Origin of the sequence: Neobacillus notoginsengisoli (genome assembly GCF_003515685.1) — a bacterium.
Taxonomy (GTDB): Bacteria; Bacillota; Bacilli; order Bacillales; family Cytobacillaceae; genus Bacillus_D; species Bacillus_D notoginsengisoli.
In genome coordinates, this window is the sequence record NZ_QWEG01000001.1 from 223,775 (window position 1) to 243,383 (window position 19,609).

Here is a 19,609-nt window from a genome sequence, read left to right on the forward strand (position 1 = left end):
ATGTTGTTAGTAATAACGGTAGTTTTACATTATGCTGTTTCAAGAGTGGGAGCCAATAGAAATCACAAGCTGCAGTGACAGGATCTTCAGCTAGTAAGGGGCTATAGATATGAAGTTTTTTAAAATTGATTTTCAATTAATAGGTTTATTGCTTATAAATTTGATGATTTCAATAGTTTCTATTTTATTTCCTCTTTCATTAATGAAGATAACTGATTATCTAATTAAAGGGAATTTAAACAAGTTCTATTATTTTTTATCACTCGCATTTGTGAGTATCGCTATCCAAATGACTTTAACCTATTTTGGAGGAAAAATTAATAATAGCTATATAAAGAATCGTTTAATTAGTATTAGGGAGAAAATTTATAATTCCTTAATGAAATCAGATTATGCTACTTTTAAAAGGAAGAAAAAAGACGAGTATTTGTCATTGATTTTAACAAATACTCAATTACTTGAAAATGATTATTATAAATCCTTGTTAAATGTAATAACAAAGGCCATCCTATTAACGACATCATTAATTACCCTTTTTATTTTAAATTCACTCATTACTGTTAGTTTACTAATAATATTTGGGCTAATTAGTGTATTTCCTTTATTATTCTCCAATAAAATTGTGAAACTGCAAAAAGAGTTCATTTCTTCTACAGAAGAACACACAAGATCTTTAGCTGAGAGCCTATCAGGTTTCGAAGTAATAAAAGTCAACCGAATTACAAAACCTCTTATGGAAAAATATAAAGCAGTCATTGAAGAGATGGAACATACTGGAATGAAACTGGGGAACACAATAATATTAGCAAACGTGGTATTTGGCAGTTCGACCATGCTTCTTTTTCTTTTAATATTCTTAATTGGAGGATATTCAGTCAGTCAGGGTACACTAACTATTGGAACACTCATAGCAACTACCCAATTATTGATGTATGTTATAGAACCTGCTATAAGTATAACTCAAGAAATTAATACCATAAAATCTTCAAAACCAATAAGAGAAAAAATTACTGAAATTGTATTTTCTGATAAGGAAGAAAAGTATATAGATGAAAGTTTTTTTCCTTTAAAGGAAGACGTTTGTGAGATTAGACTAGACAAAGTATGTTATAAGTATCCCGGTGAAAACATGAATGTATTAAATAATTTTTCATATTCCTTTAAAAAGGGAAAAAAGTATGCCATTATTGGTGGAAATGGGAGTGGAAAGTCAACGCTTTTAAAGATAATAGCAAATTTAATTACAGACTACTCAGGGAATATTCATATTAACAGTCATGATATGAAGGTAGTGTTTATAGAAAATATTGGGTATATTGATCAATATAATTTCTTGTTTAATGCCAGTATTTTAGATAACTTACTTTTGTTCAATGAAAATAAAATTAGAATGAGAGAAGTAGAAGCGCTATTTGAAAGGAAATTTTTTGCACCTTTGCTAACGACACATAATGAAGGTCTAAATTTTATTGTAGGCGATAACGGGGAGAATTTATCTGGTGGACAGAAGCAAAAAATTTGTATAGCAAGAGCTTTGTTGAAAAATCCATCCATCCTATTATTAGATGAACCTAACTCGGCTTTAGACGTTGAGAGTAGTAATCAAATTGAGGGAATTCTTGGAGAGTTGAATGACATTCTTTGCATAATGGTTACACATAAACTAGACGAAAGCTTAAAAGAATTTGATGAAATATTGGTTTTGGAAAATGGCCAATTGATTAATCATGGATCCTATGAAAAAGTATTTTTGGACAAAAGTCTTTTGGTTCCAGTTAGTTAATAATAGAATGTAATTGAGAGCCATCGTGAAATACATTAAACCACCGAGATAAAAAGTGTGTTGGAAGACGTCAGTGGGAACTCTTTATTTTATTACTTTCTATGGTGCCTCAACGGTGATTCGGTACTTATTCATGGCAATATATAGAAGGGTGTTGGCATGCATTATGAAATTTTTAGTTAAAATATAAAATGCAGGGAAAGCTGTCCCTTGATCCAATTAGGGATTGATATGGTCAATGGGAATTAAAGATTGACCATCATCTCAAAGATACTAAAAGCAGAGATTGAAGGAGAAGGTATATCGACCAAATGCATCCCGCAAGAGGGGATACTTTTATCGCTCTTATCAAATATTGTTTTTAATGAATTGGACTGGTGAATTAGGAGACCGTCGATCACATTCCACATGGCCATCATAACAATATTCGCTGGAATGCTGGTCATATTTTAATAGGTTCGGATTATTCGATTTTTCCAACTGGTAATAAGGGGAGGCAATTACCTCTATCCTATCATTTGATGTTTCCTGGTGGAAGTAAACCAGCGGATTGGACAAATTGGCCCTTCAATGGAGAACCTGGTAACGCACCTAGAGGATCAGGTTATTCTTATTGAACAAGGTGCAAGGGGCACCTGTAACCGTCAAGTACTTTTGAACACTTTTTGCTCAAAATATTGTACTTCTATTTTTAATCCTATAGCTCTCACCATTTAAATGGATAACCTCAACTCTATAAGCAACCGGTCTAATATTGCTGTAGTAATTCCTTTATCCCCCATGAGTTCACCCCATTGTTCTGGCCCCTTATTGGAGGTTAGAATAATTGAACTTCGTTCATATAGATCGTTAATTAAATGGAAGAATAAATTGGCTTCCCTTTGGTCCATGGCTATGTACATCAAATCATCTATGATGACAAGATCAGCCTCTTTTACAGCCTTAAGCTGAAGTTGGGATTTACGCAGATATTCCTGTGTTTTCAATATATTGATTAATTCACCCATGGTATAAAAAGATGCCTTGTATCCACTATTTATTGCTTCCAGGCCAAGTCCAATCGCAATATGGGTTTTCCCGACACCTGGGGGGAGAGAAGGATCATGTTGTATTGCTGTTCAAGCCAATTTAACTCTTTTAGCTGTTCAATTTGTCTCGTACTAAGTGACTGCTGCTCTGCAATCTTAAATTCATCCAACGTCTTATAATAAGGAAATTTAGCCTTTTTCAACCTCTTTTCCCTACTCTTTTCCTCTCGTTGTTTCAGCTCGTAAGAAAGCATCTGCTCAAGGAATTCAAGATAGGTCCATGAATGTTTTTCTGCATTACGAAGTAATGCTGGTAGCTCCTCAGCCGTTTCCGCCATCCGAAGATGGCGAAAGTTTTCCTGTAAATGTTGTACTGTTCCCTTCATCGGTGTATACCTCCCATAATCTCAACATAAGGTGCCAAATCCCTCGTTTGTGCAGTGGCTTTTAGTGCGGGGTTATTTACCCTTTTTTCTTCATATGAAGGGGAGGAAGGTGAAGGCTGTTCCTGTTTGCGAAGAAGGTGTTGTGCGATGTCTCGAAGGTCGTTTGCACTCCAAAGGTGGTCTCTTATGCAATGAGCCAGGGCTTCATCAATGAAAGGTCTATATTGATTAATTGAATGTTGAATGACTTGTAATTGATCCCTTAAGTATCTGGGATATCTTTGGTTAATCTCCCGTATAAATTGGATTGCGAGTTCATGGTTTTCAAATTGCCGGACAATAGTTTCCTTGTAAGCTTCAATGCCTTTAGAACGGTCCCTCGAATGGTTCGTATTCTTAATCAGTTCTCCCTTACCCGACCCTAAGCGGTGACGGGCTAGAATATCTCCTTGCGGAGTTGCACGAATAACGAGCTAATTTTGAGCTACTTCCAAGTAAACTGTATTATCTCCCTTGGGCCGATAAGTTCCAGCGGAAGAGAATATCGGTTTGATTTGTATTTAATAACATTGTCCTTATGAACAGTCCTTGTTATACTGTTACCTAGATTGCTCTCGAAAGAGAGCAGGGATGAGACTGGTCTTAAGTGTTGCTTTTCCAGGGCGTGCACTTCTGACGGTCTCTTTTTCGTTGTGTTATGTACATTATAATTTCCAGTCCTCTCAAGCCAGGAAAGACACTTTTCATTCCAGCTTTCTAAATTAGAAAAGACTCGGTTTTTGGCAAAGTTGCCTTTTATGTACTTCACTACATTTTCTATTTTACCTTTGGTTTGAGGATCGGATTTCCTGCAAAGGTAAATCCTAAAGCCGCGTTCCTGCTTATAAGCTTGGAAGTCCCCAGTGAGGATAATGTCGCCGGAATTCTCGCTTACTGTAATGAAATGGTCCTGGTCATAAACAATTTCTTCTGGCATACCACCAAAGTATTGAAAAGCATATTCATGACACCTTATGGTGTCCCTTGTGGTAAATGGCCTGTCCAACCACTCTACATATTTATAACGGGAATGAGAAAGGCCAAATGAAATAAAATAAAGCTTTAAATCTCTATTCTCCGTATTCTTAACCCTTATTTCTCCCCAATCTACCTGGACCTGCATGCCGGGAGGCATTTCTTCAACGGCCTCATGGTGCCGTATATGTACCACTTTCGGAATATGATAGATATCCCTTAATTCACTGATATACCCCCTCAATGTACTGCTTCCAAACTGAAAGGTAGAATCCTTTTCCTTTAACCAGTCCTCTACCTGAGCAGAAGAAAGATCAGGATGTTCCTTGAGCCAGGTGAGGATAATATCCCGGTAGGGATCTAACTTCTTACTCCTCGTCCCCAACGAAGAAACCCAATCTGTTGCCTCCTCAAAAGTCATATCCAAATACTTATATACTGTATTTCTTGAAATTCCTAGTTTCTTAGATATAGCAGCTACTTTAAATCCCTGGTCCTTTAATTGATGAACCTGAATATACAATTGCAGTTTTCCACCTTTCAAATCCTCCAGCTACACTATGTTAAAAATATAATCATAGCCTAGGTAAGGAGAAATGTATTGAAAAGTGTTCATTTTTATCTAGCAAAAACTGTTCACCTTAGTCTAGCAGTTACATGGGTTCAAGAAAGAAAAAATGACCAAGAGAATCTTTTTGATATGGAAAAAAGGAGAGGATCATGGTGACTGAAGAACAGCTATTTCACCAAATGAAAATATGGCGCAAATGGACTGTTGAATTTCTTCGTACAGTTCCCGAGGAGGTCGCTGATCAAATTCCACAGGGTCATAATAATAATAATAATAATAATATCCGCTGGAATGCCGGCCATATTTTAGAAGCTGGGATCATTCAATGTTACCAGCTGTTAATAAGGAGAGGCGAATGCCTTTATCCTATCTTTCGATGTTTCCTGCCGGAAGTAAACCAGAGGATTGGATGGAGCAGCCTCCGTTAATGGCAAAACTGATTGACCAGCTGGAAGAACAGGTTGTATTTATTGAACAAGCGTGCAAGGGGCACCTTGATGAACCACTTAAAACCTTTTTAGGCATGAAAACAATAGGTGATTTTGTCATTTTTAACCAAGATGCGATACTTCTATAAGGAGTATCGCTTTGTTATGGGCTCATGAAAATGAACTAAATGAATTAATAAGTGAAACTTTCGGAAATTCCGTCTCGTTATAGGGGTAGGAAATGAAGGTGGTGAGTAAATGGCTAAAGACAGTACGGAAAATAATTATTTTGCGGAAAAAAATCGAGATGAGTGGTTAGAAAATATCATGAGCGACTATGGTGAACGATTAACGAAGTTAGCGTTTAACTATGTAAAGGATTGGGGGTTGGCCCAGGATATTGTCCAAGAAGTCTTTATCACTTGTTATAAGCAATATGATAAGGCATCTGAAATAGTCTATTTCAAACCTTGGATTTATCGCATTACGATCAACCGCTGTAAAGATATGTTGAAAAGCTCATTTCTAAAGAGGTACTTATTTAACAATAGCTTACTCAGCCACTTTATGAATAAAGATTTATCACCAGAAGTGAGGTTGATTTTGAATAGCGAGAAAGAAAAGCTATCTCAAACTGTTCTTTCCTTACCTGTAAAATATAGAGAAGTGATTATTCTTTTCTATTATGAAGAGATGACGATTGGGGAAATTGCTGAACTTTTAACCCTTAATGAAAATACGGTAAAAACAAGATTAAAGAGGGGCCGAATCCTTTTGAAAAATTCATTGGAAAGAAGTGAATAGTATGGAAGAAAAGTTAAGAAGCCTTCGTAACGCAATGGATGAAACTGTGCTTAAGGGAAACCATTTTTCAGAAGAGCACAAAATAAAAATAAGAAGCGCTGCAAAACACCCCCATAAAATTCATAGGTTCCAGTGGTTTCCGCAACTCTTAACTGTGGTGTTTTTCATTGGCTGTATAGTATTTATTACAGATCTAACGAAACAATTTCAACTTGGAAATAGTGGAACTAAAATAGAGGAACAAAAAAACAACGACGGAAATTGGGAAGTAACCCCGACTTTTTCAATACAGCTTGAATCACCTGACGGTAAGTTCGAAGCGCCATTTAGAGGGATACACGGTAAAGTTGCTTTTATTGATACAGAATTTACTCCAAATACACAAGTAAAAACAAGATGGTTTTTTTGGGGAAAAGAGTTAAAAGAAGTAAATAAAGAGAACTTTAAGTTAATCGGTATTCAAAAAGGAACTGGGGTAGAAAAACTATTGATTGATTCAAAGAGTTGGGAAGTGACCAATCAGATGTATAAAGATACTGAAACAAAAACCATTCTTGGCGCACAGTCATCTCAGCATACAGTCATTTCGCTTCCTTCAGTTGGGTTATGGCGCTTAGATGCATACATCGGGGATAAGCATTATGGAAGTATTGTTATTGAAGTGAAAGCCGCGGAATAGATAATCTTCGGCGGCTTATCGCAAAATCAATGCGCCGGGTTAATCAACCCATAATAAACCAAATCCTTAAATCGGCCTTCCTTTCTAACATGGTCCTTGAGAAGGCCTTCTTTTTCCATGCCGAGCTTTTGCAAAACTCTGCCTGAAGCCGGGTTAGAACTGAAACACCGGGCAAATACTTTATGGTATTGTTTTTCATTGAACGCAAATTGAATAATGGCTTGCGCTGCCTCCGTGGCGTATCCAAGTCCCCAATATTCTTCGCCAACCCAGTAGGCGATTTCGCCATGCTGGAACCTTTGATTGTTGGTAAGCGCGATTGCTCCAACCAATTCTCCTGTTTCCTTATTTGTCATTGCAAATTCATAAGACTTATCCGCGTTGAAATTTTCGAGCTGACGCGCAATCCATGTTAGAGCATCTTCAATCGAGTAAGGGTAAGGGAGGTGCAGTGTATGCTTGAAAAGATTGTAGTTATTGCAGAGCTTGGTGGCAGCTGGGGCATCAGATGTTTGAAAAAGCCTTAGGTGCAGCCTTTTGGTGGTCATTGTATTGTTGGTATGATTGTATTGCATAAAAATCCTCCAGTCCATTGTCAAGGCAGTACATCAATGCCTAAAGTAAAAATCGTATAATGCTTTGTATAGTATTTATAGCCAACGCCAATACTTTGGTTTTCCTTTTCGAATACCAAAAGGTTTTGGGTCTTGCTTCGATTGATGAGTTCCCATCCTTCCTTTTCCATCAGCTTAATGAAAGGTTTAAAATCACCCTGTTTTGCTAAATAGGAGGCTGTTTCGGGATCCTTCTTTACCTTCACAATGTCATCATTTTGCAAAAACATTTTCACAGCAGCAATTCCAAACGGGATGGGGTTTCCCTCCTGAAAAATAGCTTCTCTTTTTAAAAATACAAATACTAAAAGGACACTAAGAAAGACGGCCGTCACAATAAATGGTTTTGACTTGAGCATAAAAAGTCCCTCCTAAACCTATTTTTATTTAAAAGAATGGCAAATAAATGCGATGCCGGTTTTAGGCATCGCACCACATTATTTCAGGTGGTTAGAAATTATCCTCCGCCATTGATATATTTGTTGTCCCCCATCATATAGTTGGAACTGTCGCCTGGTTTAGCGTTTGGGTCTGTCGGGATGAGGGGGTTATTATTATTTTTCTTCCGTCTCCAGTCGATGAATAAAGAAAAGCCAAAGGGAAAAGGATCATGGCCAAAAACCACAAAAAACTCCACCCTTTTTATTTCCATTTTACCACATTAAAGTCATGGGTGTAGGAAAATTCAGTAAATTATTTATTGTTTTATTTTGTGAATAAAATTAAAGGTAGTTGAAGGAAATTAGCGAATTACTAACATAATCAGCATGAGTTGTACAGGTTTACGGAGGGAGTATGAAAAGCCTTCTTTTTATCATAATGGGCTAAATAGCTCGTAATAAGTTAGATGGAGATTCAGAAAAAATATAAAAGAGGTGCGGGGATGCTGGCAACGGAAAGTATTCTTAAGACCTGGGAGAAGTTTAACGCTTTTCCTATGGAGACCTTAACCAAGGCCTGGTTTTTTAGGAAGGGAACAGATAAGAAACAGCGTGATGTCTCGCTTATGCGGGAGCATCGGGAACAATATGGCATGTCGGGGAATTGCTTTGATCTAGCCCTTTGGCTACTTGATGAATTCAAAAAGGATGGCGTGGAGGCGTATCCTGCTGGCTCTGACCTTGACTCGGAAGATGCCCATGTTGCCGTTGTCGCAATAAATGAAAACGGCCATCGCTATTTGTGTGACTTGGGCGACCAATGGATCACGCCTATATTAATTGATACGTATAGCGAAGAGTATACAAATGAAAAATTAAGAGGTTTCTTCCCAGGTGCCGAAGTACAAGTCCGGGATCATGAAATGGGTATAGAAATCGTTTATCATCGGCCAAACGGGAAAGTTTCAAAGCAAATCTATCATACGAACCCGATAGAAATGAATGATTTTCTAATGGCTGCGGAATTTTGCCAAAATCTCATCCATCCAATACCGCTAGTGGAATGCAGGGTCCCTTATAAATCAGAGACTGCCCATTGGGAATTCTATAACTGGGAAAGCTTTTTAAGCACAAGCGAAGGATTGATGATGGAGGCAAAAATAGAAAAGGTCGAAGATTGGGCGGACCGGATTTATCAAAAAACGGGCTATAACAAGGAAATATTAATGGATGTACTTTTGAAATACAAAAGGAATCAGTAATGTTGAATAAAGGGAGTGAATCTTTAAGGGGGATTAATAGATGAAAAAATGGATATTTGTAATACCGATGTTAATTGTGATCATAATGATATACTTTATAAGTGGGTATAGGTTTACGGCATTAAGTGCTGCCAAAAGCAATGCTTTCCTTTCAAAAGATGCAGAGTTGATGGAAGAATATGATACAGGTTCATCCGCTGTATTTTTATTTAAGAACGACGAAGAAAAGATATACCAAACCGTTTTATCAGAGAGGTCAGGTCTGTTTTTCCGCAGTAGCGCATCAACCAATACCCCGTATAGTTCTGATAAAATCCAAACAATTGGAGGCATTAGCTTTACTTCAGAAAAAGATGCAGGCACCTTGTTGAGTGTAATTTCATACGACGAAGAAGTCGCATATATAGAAGCAGGGATCGAGCCTAACATAGAAAGAAAGGAAATAAACAAAGGAGAACGTATTTCGTTCTTGTTTCCTTTCGGTGAACAAATTGACTTTCTTTACCCGACTGCATTTAATAAAGACGGTAAAAAGCTTTATTATTTAGGATATCCCAATGATACAAATATTTTAAAGAACGAAGATTTTAAGTGGCATAAAATCGAAGGACAATAGTAAGGGGCTTTAGATAAATTAGGTTAATAATATTTCACATCGAAAAACGCTCAGATTTTTTTCTGAGCGTTTTTACTTGCATTTAGAACAATTAATTAACTGATAATAAAGAATTGCCTATATTTTATAAATTCAATTGTTTTCAACACAACAATAGTGTATGATACATAGTATATAAAAATACTGTACGACATACAGTAATAAAAACGAGGTGGGTGAATGAGCAACTTATTGAATACTTTCATTACTGAGTTGAGAAGAGGAACGTTGACCTTGGCGGTTTTAAGCCAATTAAGGACTCCCCAGTATGGCTATTCGCTCGTTCAGTTATTGGAAAGCTCGGGGATTGCCATTGATCAAAGTACTTTATACCCGTTGCTTCGCCGGTTGGAAAAACAGGAATTGGTGACGAGCAGCTGGGATACATCTGAGAGTCGCCCCCGGAAGTATTATGTGTTGAGTGAGTTTGGGCTTGAAATCTTTTTGCAGCTGAAAGAGGAATGGAAAAAGAACTCGAAGGAGCTTTTCAGTTTATTAGAGGGGGACGAAGAGGATGAAATTGATTGACATTTATATTCAGGAAGTGACCCGGAGGCTGCCTGAAAAAAGTCGTGAGGATATCGCCCTTGAGTTACGGTCAACGATTGAGGATTCTTTGCCGGATGATTACAGTGAAGAGGATGTAAAAGCGGTGCTTGAACAGCTTGGAAGTCCGGCCGCCCTCGCAAATGGTTATCTGGATCGGCCGATGCACCTCATTGGGCCACGTTATTATGATGTCTATGTTTCTTTATTGAAAATGATTTTGCCAATTGCCTCGGTCATTTCGCTCATTTCCGTCATTGCTGAATATTTTATCGGAATTAAAGCCGATGAAACGATTATGAACGTGATACTGAACCTTTTCGGTATTGGAATTGTAGGAATCCTTGAAGTCGGAATGCAAACATTTTTCTTGATCACGATTGTGTTCGCGGTTATGGAAAGGGTGGATAAAGGTAAAGACGGGCAGCCATTGACAACAAGCTTAAAAAAATGGACGCCTGACGATTTAAAAAACATTCCTTATATTCCAATAAAGAAAGAAATCTCTAGATGGGAAGTTTTCTGGATGCTCATGTGGACCGCAGTTTGGGCAACGGTATATTTCAATGCGGACCGACTTGTCGGCATATACGAACAAGTCGGAGGCGAACTTGAATTCGTGGTCCCTGCTTTTCATCAGGATGTATTGCTTCAATACTGGCCAATCATTATTGGACTCGTTGGACTAGAAGTTGCATTTGCCTTCTATAAATTAATACAAGGCAGATGGACGAAGAACATGGCAAAACTAAATGCACTCCACCAGCTGTTGGCAACGATTGCAGTGATTGCAATCATGATTCATCCAAGTATCTTCAATCGAGAATTTCTCTCCTACATGGCAGATGTTTTTAAGATTACCCCAGAACAATTCAGGTCATGGCTATTAGGAGGAGTTATTGTCTTCTTTATTGCTGGTGCTGCATACAATGCGTACGAAGGTTTTCGAAAAGCACGTGCCGCTTATCAAAATACTAAGGATATCAAAATGAATATCTGAATGTAAAAATTAGACCATCGATTTTGATGGTCTAATTTTAAATTCATTTCTTGTAGAATTATAATGAATCGATATGGTACTTTTTGAACCCATCACGTTAATCACTTGTAAATTGCCAGGAAGGATAGAAAGATGCATATACCTGCTGAAGTAAATAAGATGACAGAGGTTACAAGACTTTTCCTAAATTTAATTGCATTTGCACAAAAAAAGATTGCCGCAGCTAATTTAGCCCCGCTTTGAAAATAAGCATTATTAGAAAAAAATGGACCGCTAAATATAATTGAAATAAGTAATGTTGCAGAAATTAGTAATTTAAACCACAAAGGCTCTCTTAGGAATTGTTTAATCATAAATTTTATCCGCTGCATACGGTAAAGCTCCCTTCAAAACACTCTCAATTCTAATTAAACATATGATGTATTTTTGAGAAGTACTACTTACCTTTTGCAACGGGTGTAACATACATCTAACAGTGTGATATGTAAAGATCAGGTACATGAATGCTGTTAGTGTCATAATCTAATAATCTTTATAAAAATTATAGCCTGATTTTCACATACGGTACATGCTTTTTCAGTGTTTTAAGAAAGTCTTCCTCAGGATGAGGGGAGATTTTAATCTCGTCAAAGGCTGTATGGGAATTGTAAATAGCAAGCCCGGTTGTGGAAGACATTACACGCATCCCGGTTAAATACCCAGTTGTCCGCCTGGCCGAAGTGATTTTGTCATAGGGAATTTTAAAGCGGAAGAGTCCGCCGTAAATGTAAAGATGGTCATCCGTAAAAGTATATCGAATAGAGAGATGGGTCCAGATCAATCCACCTGCAAAAAAGACAAACAGCCCGCCAAGAATACTGAATGCAAGCCAATCAAATTCGGTAATTAGAAACGGAAAAAAGCAGTAATCGCAAAAACACCAATCAGAATAAGAATAAATCTTTTATATTTACGATCCTTCTTCGAATAATAAGTCAATCTAATTCCTCCACTAGATAAATACGTTTATTGGGACAAAAGGTTTCGATACCAGGAGACATAGGCGGAAATAGGTAAAAAATGGACAACTCCTTCAAAATCATTTAATTTAAAAATAATGAGAGATTTTTTTGCTATAGAAAACTTAAAAGTGGAGGGAATAGAAATGGACACTCAAATCACTTCCAAAATGAAAATAAACAAGCCGGTGAGTGAAGTGTATGAAGCGATTGCGAATCCGGAGAAGATGGCAAACTACTGGTTCTCATCGGGAACTGCCAGAATTGAACAGGGCAGGACAATTACGTGGAAATATGCAGAATACAATGCAGAAGGAGATATCTATGTCCTCGAGGCTGACGGAAACAGTAAAATTGTCTTTTCGTGGGGAGCAAAAGGTGAAGAAACCACTGTCACCATTCTCCTTGAACAGATGGATGACACAGCTACGGTTATCAACATTTCTGAATCCGGCTTTAAAAAAGATGATCCCGATCTTTTTCAGAAAATGCTTGGCCAAAAAGAAGGCTGGGTCTACGTGCTCAGCTGCTTGAAAGCCTATCTCGAGAATGGGATTCATACGTTGAGGGCTTCTTTGGTGCATTAATTCATTCCGTATCGCTGCTCTTAGAGGTTATTGGCGAGTTTAGCGGAGGGGAAATTGCCTTAAGTTCGCCAATAGGTCGTCTTGGCGAGTTTAACGGAGATAAAGTTGCGGTAAGTTCGCCAATAGAGCTTCTTGGCGACCTTATCGGAAGAAAATTCCTCTCAAGTTCGCCATCAAATGGAGGAGGGAGTATTTCTGTCAAAATAGATTAATGGTTAGTTTAATGCATTGGGGTGGAAAAATGAAACTGAAAAAAATTTTTTTGACTGTTTGTGTGGTGTTAGTAGTGGTGGTACCATTGTTTTCTATGTTTTTTAGGGACGGTCTGATTTTGGATATGGCAGGTATTCACCTTGATCATCCCTTTTCTAAAAAAGTAAAAGTGGAGGAAAATTATATAAGGGTTGATAAAAATCAGAATAATGTTGCTGATCCACTAGACATAGTAAATGCTGCGAGGAAAGAAGTAGAGAATCGAACACGATACAAGAGTGCTTATTATGAAGGCGGATATCCACCAGACAACGAAGGGGTATGCACGGATGTTATTTGGAGAGGATTGGCCGGAGCTGGTATAAATTTAAAAGAATTGATGGATCAGGATATACATGATCATACATCTTTATATCCACGTGTAGGAGGAAAGCCAGATCCTCATATTGATTACAGACGGGTACCCAATCAGTATGTCTTTTTTCAACGTTTCGCTGAATCTCTGACGACCGAATTAATTCCATACGATTCAAAGAATTTAGCGGAGTGGCAGCCAGGGGATATTGTGATTTATTTGGAGGGTACAGACCACGTAGGCATCATTTCTGATAAACGGTCAAAAGATGGAATACCTTATTTAATTCATAACATTCCTCCGTTTGCATCAGAAATTAAACTAACTTCTTATAAACATCCTATTGTAGGCCATTATAGATGGAAATACTGAATTTATACCCAGGGCTTTTGAATATGCTCTGAGCTTTTTTCTATGGGAGCATGACAAAATGAACTTTTCTGAATATTTAAGCACAAGAGTGTATAAATATAAAATTAAATTTATAAATATATGTTGAAATAATATTCTGAACTTTATATAATCTTAACATGTACTAAAACAGAAACATGAAATACAACCTAAACAAGGGGGATGAACATGCTTAATAAGAAAAGTAGTTTTTTAACGGTATTGATAGTAGCGTGTATGTCGCTTTTCCTGGCTGCTTGCGGGGGAGCGGATGGAGCGAAGAAGACGGGTTCAGATGGGGGCAAAAAATTAGTCGGAGGAACTGAAGCAACTTTTGCACCATTCGAATCCATGAATGACAAAGGGGAAATTGTCGGGATTGACGTTGATGTCATGAATGCGATTGCGGCCGCTTCAGGTTTTGGATTTGAACTGCAAAACGTAGGCTGGGAGCCGGTTTTTCAAAAAATAACAAGTGGAGAACTGGACTTTGGCGCTGCTGGTATTACAATTACCGATGAGCGTAAACAAACCTATGATTTCACTGACCCATACTACCAGGCAAACCTTGTCATCGTTGTCAAAGAGGGTTCACCCATCAAATCTGTGGACGACCTGAAAGACAAAAAGGTTGCTGTTCAAATTAACACAACTGGCCATAAAGCGGCCCAGGATCTTCTCGGCAAATCGAACACCAATATCTCAGCGTATGAAAACCAGCCAACTGCGATGCAGCAAGTCAGGAATGGTTCAGCCGATGCGGCGATTGGCGATAACGCCGTTGTTTTTGAATATATGAAAAATAATAAAAATACAGGGCTGAAAGTAATTGAGGATGATAAATTCGAAAAAGAATTCTATGGCTTTATGGTCAAAAAAGGCAACAAGGAAGTGCTGGATCTTCTGAATGAAGGATTGAAGAAGATTAAGGAGAACGGCGAACTCGAAAAAATTACCGGTCAAAAACTTGAATAGGCAGGAGCGTGTTTCAGATGGACATCCTTGATTTTCGCTGGGACATAATCTGGAACTACCGTGATTTTTTTATCCGTGGTATCTGGGTAACGATTGTCTTGACGGTTAGCGGGTATGTTGGCGGTATCATTCTTGGCATACTAATAGGCCTTGGTGAGACATCGAAGCGGAAACTTCTTTATTGGCCAAGTAAGCTATATGTTGACCTGTTCCGCGGGACGCCAATGCTCGTCCAAATATTGATTATTGACCTGGCACTAATTCCAGCAATTTTTGGCCAATCGTTTGGTTTTATGGTATCGGGAATCACGGCACTTGTCCTAAATTGTGCGGCATACAATGCCGAGATTATCCGTGCAGGCATCCAATCTATCGATAAAGGGCAAATGGAAGCGGCCCGTTCACTCGGTTTAAATCACAACCAGGCGATGTTAAAGATCATTTTGCCACAGGCATTCCGGCGGATGATTCCTCCACTCGGAAATGAGTTCATTGCCTTGCTGAAGGATTCTTCATTGGTTACGGTTATCGCCGCAAATGATATTTTATACGCCAGTAAGATCGTTGCCGGAGCGTACCAGCGTTTCTGGGAACCATATTTGATGGCAGCAGTGCTATACCTAATTTTGACCTATATTGTCACGAAAGTGGTTGCGTACATTGAGAAACGAAGCAGCAATCATTACAACCCACGAAAAAAGAAAGAAAGGCAGGTTTTAACGAATGATCAAAGTGGAAAACCTGCATAAATATTTTGGAAAGCTCGAAGTATTAAAAGGCATTGATTGCCATGTCCAGGAAAAAGAAGTCGTTTGTGTCATCGGCCCTTCAGGTTCTGGCAAAAGTACATTCTTGCGCTGCATCAACTTGCTTGAGGAAATTACTGAAGGAATCGTCTTGATCGAAGGCAAAAGAGTCAACGACCCGAAAACTGATATCAACGATATCCGCACAGAAGTAGGCATGGTCTTTCAGCAATTTAACCTGTTTCCGCATATGACGGTGCTCGAAAATATTAAAATGGCGCCAATGATGATTCGCAAACTGGCAAAAAGCGAAGCGGAAAAACTGGCTCTGGAGCTGTTGAAGAAAGTTGGTGTCCTCGATAAGGCGGACAATTATCCGGAACAGCTTTCAGGGGGACAGAAGCAGCGCGTTGCCATCGCCAGGGCGCTTGCAATGAAACCGAAAATCATGCTCTTTGATGAACCGACTTCCGCACTCGACCCGGAAATGGTCAAAGAAGTATTGGATGTTATGAAGCAGCTGGCTTTAGAAGGCATGACGATGGTCGTCGTCACCCACGAAATGGGCTTCGCCCGTGAAGTAGCCGACCGCGTCGTCTTCATGGACGGTGGCTACATCGTCGAAGAAGGAAAACCAGACCAACTCTTCGGCAACCCGCAAAACGAACGGACAAAAGCGTTTTTGGGAAAAGTGCTATGAGGTTCTGTGCACTGCAATACCATTAAATTAGCAAAATAATTGGCAAGCAAAAACGCTCAGAATTTTTTTTCTGAGCGTTTTTTGGCATAATATTTTCAAACCTGATTGAACTAAAGTTACCAGTTTAATTGTAACCTTTAACAATCTCAGCTTCGAAGTACATTAACTATTTTATTGACGGTTATCATTGCGAGTACCAGAGAGATTAAAAGAGCAAATAGAGTACCCACCAATACTCCAACTGAAGAATTTATAGGTAGGTAATTCCAAATGAAAAAATGAAAAATAAGCAAATAAATAATTAAGAAGAACACAATGAGCAAATTATTAACAATAATTTTCAATGACCGCGGCCCCTGTTCAAAATTATTTTTTTAATTCACCTGTTTCTTGATTTTGAGTATTATTATTCGTAACACATCTACGACTAGCAATATGAGTAATAGCCACGATACGAGTACAAATGGAATCCCTGAATACCCTTTACCTAGTACATAAATTTGCAAAACGGAATATAATAACCCAAAGCAAATTACAATTGTCGGAATAAAAAAACGTACAATTTCTCGTTTCACGAAGATATGAAGAATAATAGATAACATCACCAGAAGGACAATCAACAATGGTAGTGACCAAGAGTATTCAAAAACTCGTAAATTCATTTTTCACCTCCATTAACTTAAGAAACCTTGTGTCCTCCATTTTATCACATAGCCTATAAACTCTTCCTCCTAGGGTCGTTGATATTGAAAAGAAAATTGGTATTAATAGGATATCCGTCGGTTTTGGTTTACCCTCCTCTAAAAAGAGTAATAAGGATAGTAGAGGCCATTTGAGAATGATTGGAAAAGACCGTTCATTGTGGTGCTGGAAGGCAAATGAGGGAGCGTTACCACCCGACTTTGGCTGCTGGTCTACAACAAGAATTCAAAGGAGGTTTTTTACAGTGTCAATCAAGTGGAAAAGGTATCTTGTTCATGGCGGGTTAGCGACCGGATTAACCCTCGGTCTTGCGGCGTGTGGCGGAGATAACAACCCGCCGCCTGAAAGTGATTTCCCTGATCAGCAGGAAGACTTTGAGGATGATCAATACGATGACGATCAAAATGAAATGGAGAACGACGTTGATAATGAGTAAGCAGACGAAAAAGGCCAATCCATGTGATTGGTCTTTTTTTTGCAAAACTGTCCAACATTCATAGCCCTGCATTATATATTTAGGTAGGGAATCTAAAAACAGTGCCGAATAAAGTAGTGGGCACTAAATAAAACTTTTCACAAAAAGGAGGACAACATGGATAAGTGGGAATACAAGACAATTAAGTTCAAACCGGGCGGGTTCTTGGGCGGTAAAATTGATGAAGAAGAATTGGAAACGGATTTTAATAAATATGGTCAAGAGGGCTGGGAACTGGTTTCCTGCTTCGATACAAGTTTTGGGCAAGGCACTTCCAGGGAAGTCATAGCGGTAATGAAAAGGAAAATTGGCTAAGTCCAGCTTATTTTTGCCCCAAAAAAGACTTGCATCTGTTATAAATTGAAAGAAAAACTCCGAATTAGGACATAAGTCCTGTTTTCGCTAAAACAGACCCTTATAAATATCAATATTTTCTGACAAATTGTAAAATATAGGTATCTTAATCTTAAGGAGGTTTTCAGTTTGGGAGAGAACAAGGACAGGAAAATTCCGCATGAGCAGGATGTGAAACGGGAGACGCTGACAACAAGGCAGGGGCATCCAGTCACGGACAACCAGAACATCCGCACAATCGGCAACCGTGGTCCGGCAACACTTGAAAACTATCATTTCATTGAGAAGATTTCGCACTTTGACAGGGAAGAGGTGCCGGAGCGTGTCGTCCACGCACGGGGCACCGGGGCATTTGGTTATTTTGAAACGTACGGAAAAGCTGGCGAGGAGCCGGTGGAAAAGTATACCCGTGCAAAAGTATTTTCTGGCGAAGGGAAGAGGACGCCGCTGATGGTTCGCTTCTCGACGGTGGCCGGCGCGAAAGACTCGCCGGAAACAGCCCGCGATCCGCGCGGCTTTGCGGTGAAAATGTATACCGAGGATGGAAACTGGGATCTCGTCGGGAACAACCTGAAAATTTTCTTTATCCGTGATGCGATGAAATTCCCGGATATGATTCATGCGTTTAAAGCGGACCCCGCATCGAATGTGTCGCACCCTCAGCGAATGTTTGACTTTGTTTCACGCAGCCCGGAAGCCATCCACATGATTACCTTCCTGTTCTCTCCATGGGGAATCCCGGCTACATACAGGCATATGCAGGGGTCTGGCGTCAACACGTATAAATGGGTAAATGACAAAGGCGAGGCCGTCCTCGTCAAGTATCACTGGGAGCCGAAGCAGGGAATTCGCAACCTGACCCAGGAAGAAGCAAACGAAATCCAGGCGAAAAACGTCGGTCATGCGACACAGGATCTGTATGAAGCGATTGAGCGGGGCGACTATCCGGAGTGGGAGCTGTTTGTTCAGATTATGGAGGATGATTACCATCCGGAGCTCGATTTTGACCCGCTTGATGACACGAAGCTGTGGCCTGAGGATAAGTTCCCGTGGCTGCCGGTTGGCCGAATGGTCCTTGATCGCAATCCGGTTGATTTCCATTCCGAAATCGAGCAGGCTGCATTTGGAACAGGCGTCCTTGTCGATGGGATGGACTTTTCAGATGACAAAATGCTTCAGGGCCGGACCTTCTCGTATTCGGATACCCAGCGTTACCGGGTCGGCGCAAACTATTTGAAACTGCCTGTGAACGCGCCAAAAGCGCCAGTCCGCACAAACCAGCAGCGCGGCCAAATGGATGTTCGCGACCCGAAAGAGTCCGGCGAAAATCCGCATATCAATTATGAGCCGTCCATGATTGGCGGTTATGAGGAAGTGAGCAGGGATGGCCGTCCGCAGCACCGCCCAACCTACAATGCCGCTGCCATGAGCGAGCCAATCGACCGTCCGAACAACTACGGCCAGGCCGGCGAAACATACCGCAGCTTCGAGGACTGGGAGCGCGATGAGCTAATCAAGAACCTCTCCGATGCACTAGCCGTATGCGACAAACGCATCCAAGAAGCGATGGTCTACCACTTTACCCAGGCCGATGAAGACTACGGCCGCCGCGTCGAGGAAGGCATTGAAAAGAAAATGAGGGAACTTAAAGAGACGGGCAAAGAACCTGTCGCTCCAGGCCGTGAAGCTGGCAAAACAAAATACGGCCAAGGTTCATTGGCTGCGAACAAAGCAGTAGATGATGCTGTGAAAAAGAGTCATGAGGCGGATCCTTATTAATGGTAGGGTAAACCTATCGTTAAATCTAAATTTTGCAAAATAAAACAGTTGGCTCAGTGGTTAAATCACCGCTGAGCCATTTTTATGTTGAATTCGCCCAATATCTGTTCCAATTTCATACTTTGGCTTGCATATTGCATTGTTTATTGGATATTTCCGGTTGCAATCGAGTCCTAAAGCCTGCT

At 39.5% G+C, this 19,609-nt stretch carries 20 protein-coding genes and 2 pseudogenes; 16 read left to right on the forward strand and 6 right to left on the reverse strand.

What is annotated here, in order from left to right:
* Positions 1 to 109 precede the first annotated feature (109 nt).
* Positions 110 to 1,783 (forward strand): ABC transporter ATP-binding protein, encoded by a 1,674-nt coding sequence (locus tag D1B31_RS01165; RefSeq protein ID WP_118918919.1) that lies wholly within the window; start codon positions 110 to 112, stop codon positions 1,781 to 1,783.
* Between the two features lie 713 nt (positions 1,784 to 2,496).
* On the opposite strand, the pseudogene istB reads toward D1B31_RS01165, so the two are convergent.
* Together istB and istA are read right to left on the reverse strand one after the other, a co-directional pair.
* Positions 2,497 to 3,197: pseudogene (gene istB, locus D1B31_RS01170) on the reverse strand (IS21-like element helper ATPase IstB).
* Positions 3,194 to 4,740, reverse strand: a pseudogene (istA, locus tag D1B31_RS01175) (IS21 family transposase). The pseudogenes istB and istA overlap by 4 nt, the downstream one beginning before the upstream one ends.
* Positions 4,741 to 5,137: 397 nt before the next feature.
* Between istA and D1B31_RS24775 the strand changes: the two are divergent.
* From D1B31_RS24775 to D1B31_RS01190, 3 genes are all read left to right on the forward strand, one after another.
* Positions 5,138 to 5,359, forward strand: a complete 222-nt coding sequence (locus D1B31_RS24775; RefSeq protein WP_240035104.1) for a hypothetical protein — start codon at positions 5,138 to 5,140, stop codon at positions 5,357 to 5,359.
* 109 nt (positions 5,360 to 5,468) lie between these two features.
* Entirely contained in the window at positions 5,469 to 6,014 is a 546-nt protein-coding gene (locus D1B31_RS01185) for a sigma-70 family RNA polymerase sigma factor (RefSeq protein ID WP_118918920.1), read from the forward strand.
* A 1-nt stretch (position 6,015) separates the two neighbouring features.
* The gene (locus tag D1B31_RS01190) at positions 6,016 to 6,693 is read left to right on the forward strand and encodes a DUF4871 domain-containing protein (RefSeq protein WP_118918921.1); all 678 of its coding nucleotides are present in this window, start codon (positions 6,016 to 6,018) and stop codon (positions 6,691 to 6,693) included.
* A gap of 26 nt (positions 6,694 to 6,719) precedes the next feature.
* On the opposite strand, the gene D1B31_RS01195 is transcribed toward D1B31_RS01190, so the two are convergent.
* The 3 genes from D1B31_RS01195 to D1B31_RS24560 form a co-directional block, all read right to left on the reverse strand.
* On the reverse strand, positions 6,720 to 7,268 hold the full coding sequence (locus D1B31_RS01195) for a GNAT family N-acetyltransferase (RefSeq protein ID WP_118918922.1): 549 nt from the start codon (positions 7,266 to 7,268) through the stop codon (positions 6,720 to 6,722).
* Between the two features lie 20 nt (positions 7,269 to 7,288).
* The gene (locus D1B31_RS01200) at positions 7,289 to 7,666 is read right to left on the reverse strand and encodes a hypothetical protein (RefSeq protein WP_118918923.1); all 378 of its coding nucleotides are present in this window, start codon (positions 7,664 to 7,666) and stop codon (positions 7,289 to 7,291) included.
* A gap of 98 nt (positions 7,667 to 7,764) precedes the next feature.
* On the reverse strand, positions 7,765 to 7,932 hold the full coding sequence (locus D1B31_RS24560) for a hypothetical protein (protein ID WP_192894720.1): 168 nt from the start codon (positions 7,930 to 7,932) through the stop codon (positions 7,765 to 7,767).
* A gap of 222 nt (positions 7,933 to 8,154) precedes the next feature.
* Here D1B31_RS24560 and D1B31_RS01205 point away from each other — a divergent pair, with 222 nt between their 5' ends.
* The 4 genes from D1B31_RS01205 to D1B31_RS01220 all read left to right on the forward strand — a co-directional run bounded on the left by D1B31_RS01205 (position 8,155) and on the right by D1B31_RS01220 (position 11,150).
* Positions 8,155 to 8,949 (forward strand): hypothetical protein, encoded by a 795-nt coding sequence (locus tag D1B31_RS01205; protein WP_420846051.1) that lies wholly within the window; start codon positions 8,155 to 8,157, stop codon positions 8,947 to 8,949.
* A gap of 40 nt (positions 8,950 to 8,989) precedes the next feature.
* On the forward strand, positions 8,990 to 9,565 hold the full coding sequence (locus D1B31_RS01210) for a hypothetical protein (RefSeq protein ID WP_118918925.1): 576 nt from the start codon (positions 8,990 to 8,992) through the stop codon (positions 9,563 to 9,565).
* Positions 9,566 to 9,784: 219 nt separating this feature from the next.
* A complete protein-coding gene (locus tag D1B31_RS01215) occupies positions 9,785 to 10,132 on the forward strand; it encodes a PadR family transcriptional regulator (RefSeq protein ID WP_118918926.1) in 348 nt (115 codons plus the stop codon).
* Entirely contained in the window at positions 10,119 to 11,150 is a 1,032-nt protein-coding gene (locus tag D1B31_RS01220) for an HAAS signaling domain-containing protein (protein ID WP_118918927.1), read from the forward strand. Before D1B31_RS01215 ends, D1B31_RS01220 begins: the two co-directional genes overlap by 14 nt.
* A 541-nt stretch (positions 11,151 to 11,691) precedes the next feature.
* On the opposite strand, the gene D1B31_RS01230 is transcribed toward D1B31_RS01220, so the two are convergent.
* Positions 11,692 to 11,970, reverse strand: coding sequence for a PH domain-containing protein (locus D1B31_RS01230; RefSeq protein ID WP_158587393.1), 279 nt, complete (start codon positions 11,968 to 11,970; stop codon positions 11,692 to 11,694).
* A gap of 324 nt (positions 11,971 to 12,294) precedes the next feature.
* Between D1B31_RS01230 and D1B31_RS01235 the strand changes: the two genes are divergently transcribed.
* The 8 genes from D1B31_RS01235 to D1B31_RS01280 all read left to right on the forward strand — a co-directional run bounded on the left by D1B31_RS01235 (position 12,295) and on the right by D1B31_RS01280 (position 19,424).
* On the forward strand, positions 12,295 to 12,735 hold the full coding sequence (locus D1B31_RS01235; protein WP_118918930.1) for an SRPBCC family protein: 441 nt from the start codon (positions 12,295 to 12,297) through the stop codon (positions 12,733 to 12,735).
* Positions 12,736 to 12,946: 211 nt separating this feature from the next.
* Positions 12,947 to 13,675 (forward strand): DUF1287 domain-containing protein, encoded by a 729-nt coding sequence (locus D1B31_RS01240; protein WP_240035105.1) that lies wholly within the window; start codon positions 12,947 to 12,949, stop codon positions 13,673 to 13,675.
* 207 nt (positions 13,676 to 13,882) lie between these two features.
* Positions 13,883 to 14,668 (forward strand): basic amino acid ABC transporter substrate-binding protein, encoded by a 786-nt coding sequence (locus tag D1B31_RS01245; protein ID WP_240035106.1) that lies wholly within the window; start codon positions 13,883 to 13,885, stop codon positions 14,666 to 14,668.
* Positions 14,669 to 14,685: 17 nt separating this feature from the next.
* On the forward strand, positions 14,686 to 15,417 hold the full coding sequence (locus D1B31_RS01250; RefSeq protein ID WP_118918932.1) for an amino acid ABC transporter permease: 732 nt from the start codon (positions 14,686 to 14,688) through the stop codon (positions 15,415 to 15,417).
* On the forward strand, positions 15,392 to 16,114 hold the full coding sequence (locus D1B31_RS01255; protein ID WP_118918933.1) for an amino acid ABC transporter ATP-binding protein: 723 nt from the start codon (positions 15,392 to 15,394) through the stop codon (positions 16,112 to 16,114). Before D1B31_RS01250 ends, D1B31_RS01255 begins: the two co-directional genes overlap by 26 nt.
* A gap of 946 nt (positions 16,115 to 17,060) precedes the next feature.
* Positions 17,061 to 17,252, forward strand: coding sequence for a hypothetical protein (locus tag D1B31_RS01270; RefSeq protein WP_118918936.1), 192 nt, complete (start codon positions 17,061 to 17,063; stop codon positions 17,250 to 17,252).
* A gap of 156 nt (positions 17,253 to 17,408) precedes the next feature.
* A complete protein-coding gene (locus tag D1B31_RS01275) occupies positions 17,409 to 17,606 on the forward strand; it encodes a DUF4177 domain-containing protein (protein WP_118918937.1) in 198 nt (65 codons plus the stop codon).
* Between the two features lie 168 nt (positions 17,607 to 17,774).
* Entirely contained in the window at positions 17,775 to 19,424 is a 1,650-nt protein-coding gene (locus D1B31_RS01280; protein WP_118918938.1) for a catalase, read from the forward strand.
* The last annotated feature ends 185 nt before the right edge of the window (positions 19,425 to 19,609 follow it).

Bases quoted from the DNA above. Each gene is read 5' to 3' on its own strand.
- D1B31_RS01165 (WP_118918919.1), top strand. From the start codon at position 110: ATGAAGTTTTTTAAAATTGATTTTCAATTAATAGGTTTATTGCTTATA.
- D1B31_RS24775 (WP_240035104.1), top strand. From the start codon at position 5,138: ATGCCTTTATCCTATCTTTCGATGTTTCCTGCCGGAAGTAAACCAGAG.
- D1B31_RS01185 (WP_118918920.1), top strand. From the start codon at position 5,469: ATGGCTAAAGACAGTACGGAAAATAATTATTTTGCGGAAAAAAATCGA.
- D1B31_RS01190 (WP_118918921.1), top strand. From the start codon at position 6,016: ATGGAAGAAAAGTTAAGAAGCCTTCGTAACGCAATGGATGAAACTGTG.
- D1B31_RS01195 (WP_118918922.1), bottom strand. From the start codon at position 7,268: ATGCAATACAATCATACCAACAATACAATGACCACCAAAAGGCTGCAC.
- D1B31_RS01200 (WP_118918923.1), bottom strand. From the start codon at position 7,666: ATGCTCAAGTCAAAACCATTTATTGTGACGGCCGTCTTTCTTAGTGTC.
- D1B31_RS01205 (WP_420846051.1), top strand. From the start codon at position 8,155: ATGGAGATTCAGAAAAAATATAAAAGAGGTGCGGGGATGCTGGCAACG.
- D1B31_RS01210 (WP_118918925.1), top strand. From the start codon at position 8,990: ATGAAAAAATGGATATTTGTAATACCGATGTTAATTGTGATCATAATG.
- D1B31_RS01215 (WP_118918926.1), top strand. From the start codon at position 9,785: ATGAGCAACTTATTGAATACTTTCATTACTGAGTTGAGAAGAGGAACG.
- D1B31_RS01220 (WP_118918927.1), top strand. From the start codon at position 10,119: ATGAAATTGATTGACATTTATATTCAGGAAGTGACCCGGAGGCTGCCT.
- D1B31_RS01235 (WP_118918930.1), top strand. From the start codon at position 12,295: ATGGACACTCAAATCACTTCCAAAATGAAAATAAACAAGCCGGTGAGT.
- D1B31_RS01240 (WP_240035105.1), top strand. From the start codon at position 12,947: ATGGTTAGTTTAATGCATTGGGGTGGAAAAATGAAACTGAAAAAAATT.
- D1B31_RS01245 (WP_240035106.1), top strand. From the start codon at position 13,883: ATGCTTAATAAGAAAAGTAGTTTTTTAACGGTATTGATAGTAGCGTGT.
- D1B31_RS01250 (WP_118918932.1), top strand. From the start codon at position 14,686: ATGGACATCCTTGATTTTCGCTGGGACATAATCTGGAACTACCGTGAT.
- D1B31_RS01255 (WP_118918933.1), top strand. From the start codon at position 15,392: ATGATCAAAGTGGAAAACCTGCATAAATATTTTGGAAAGCTCGAAGTA.
- D1B31_RS01275 (WP_118918937.1), top strand. From the start codon at position 17,409: ATGGATAAGTGGGAATACAAGACAATTAAGTTCAAACCGGGCGGGTTC.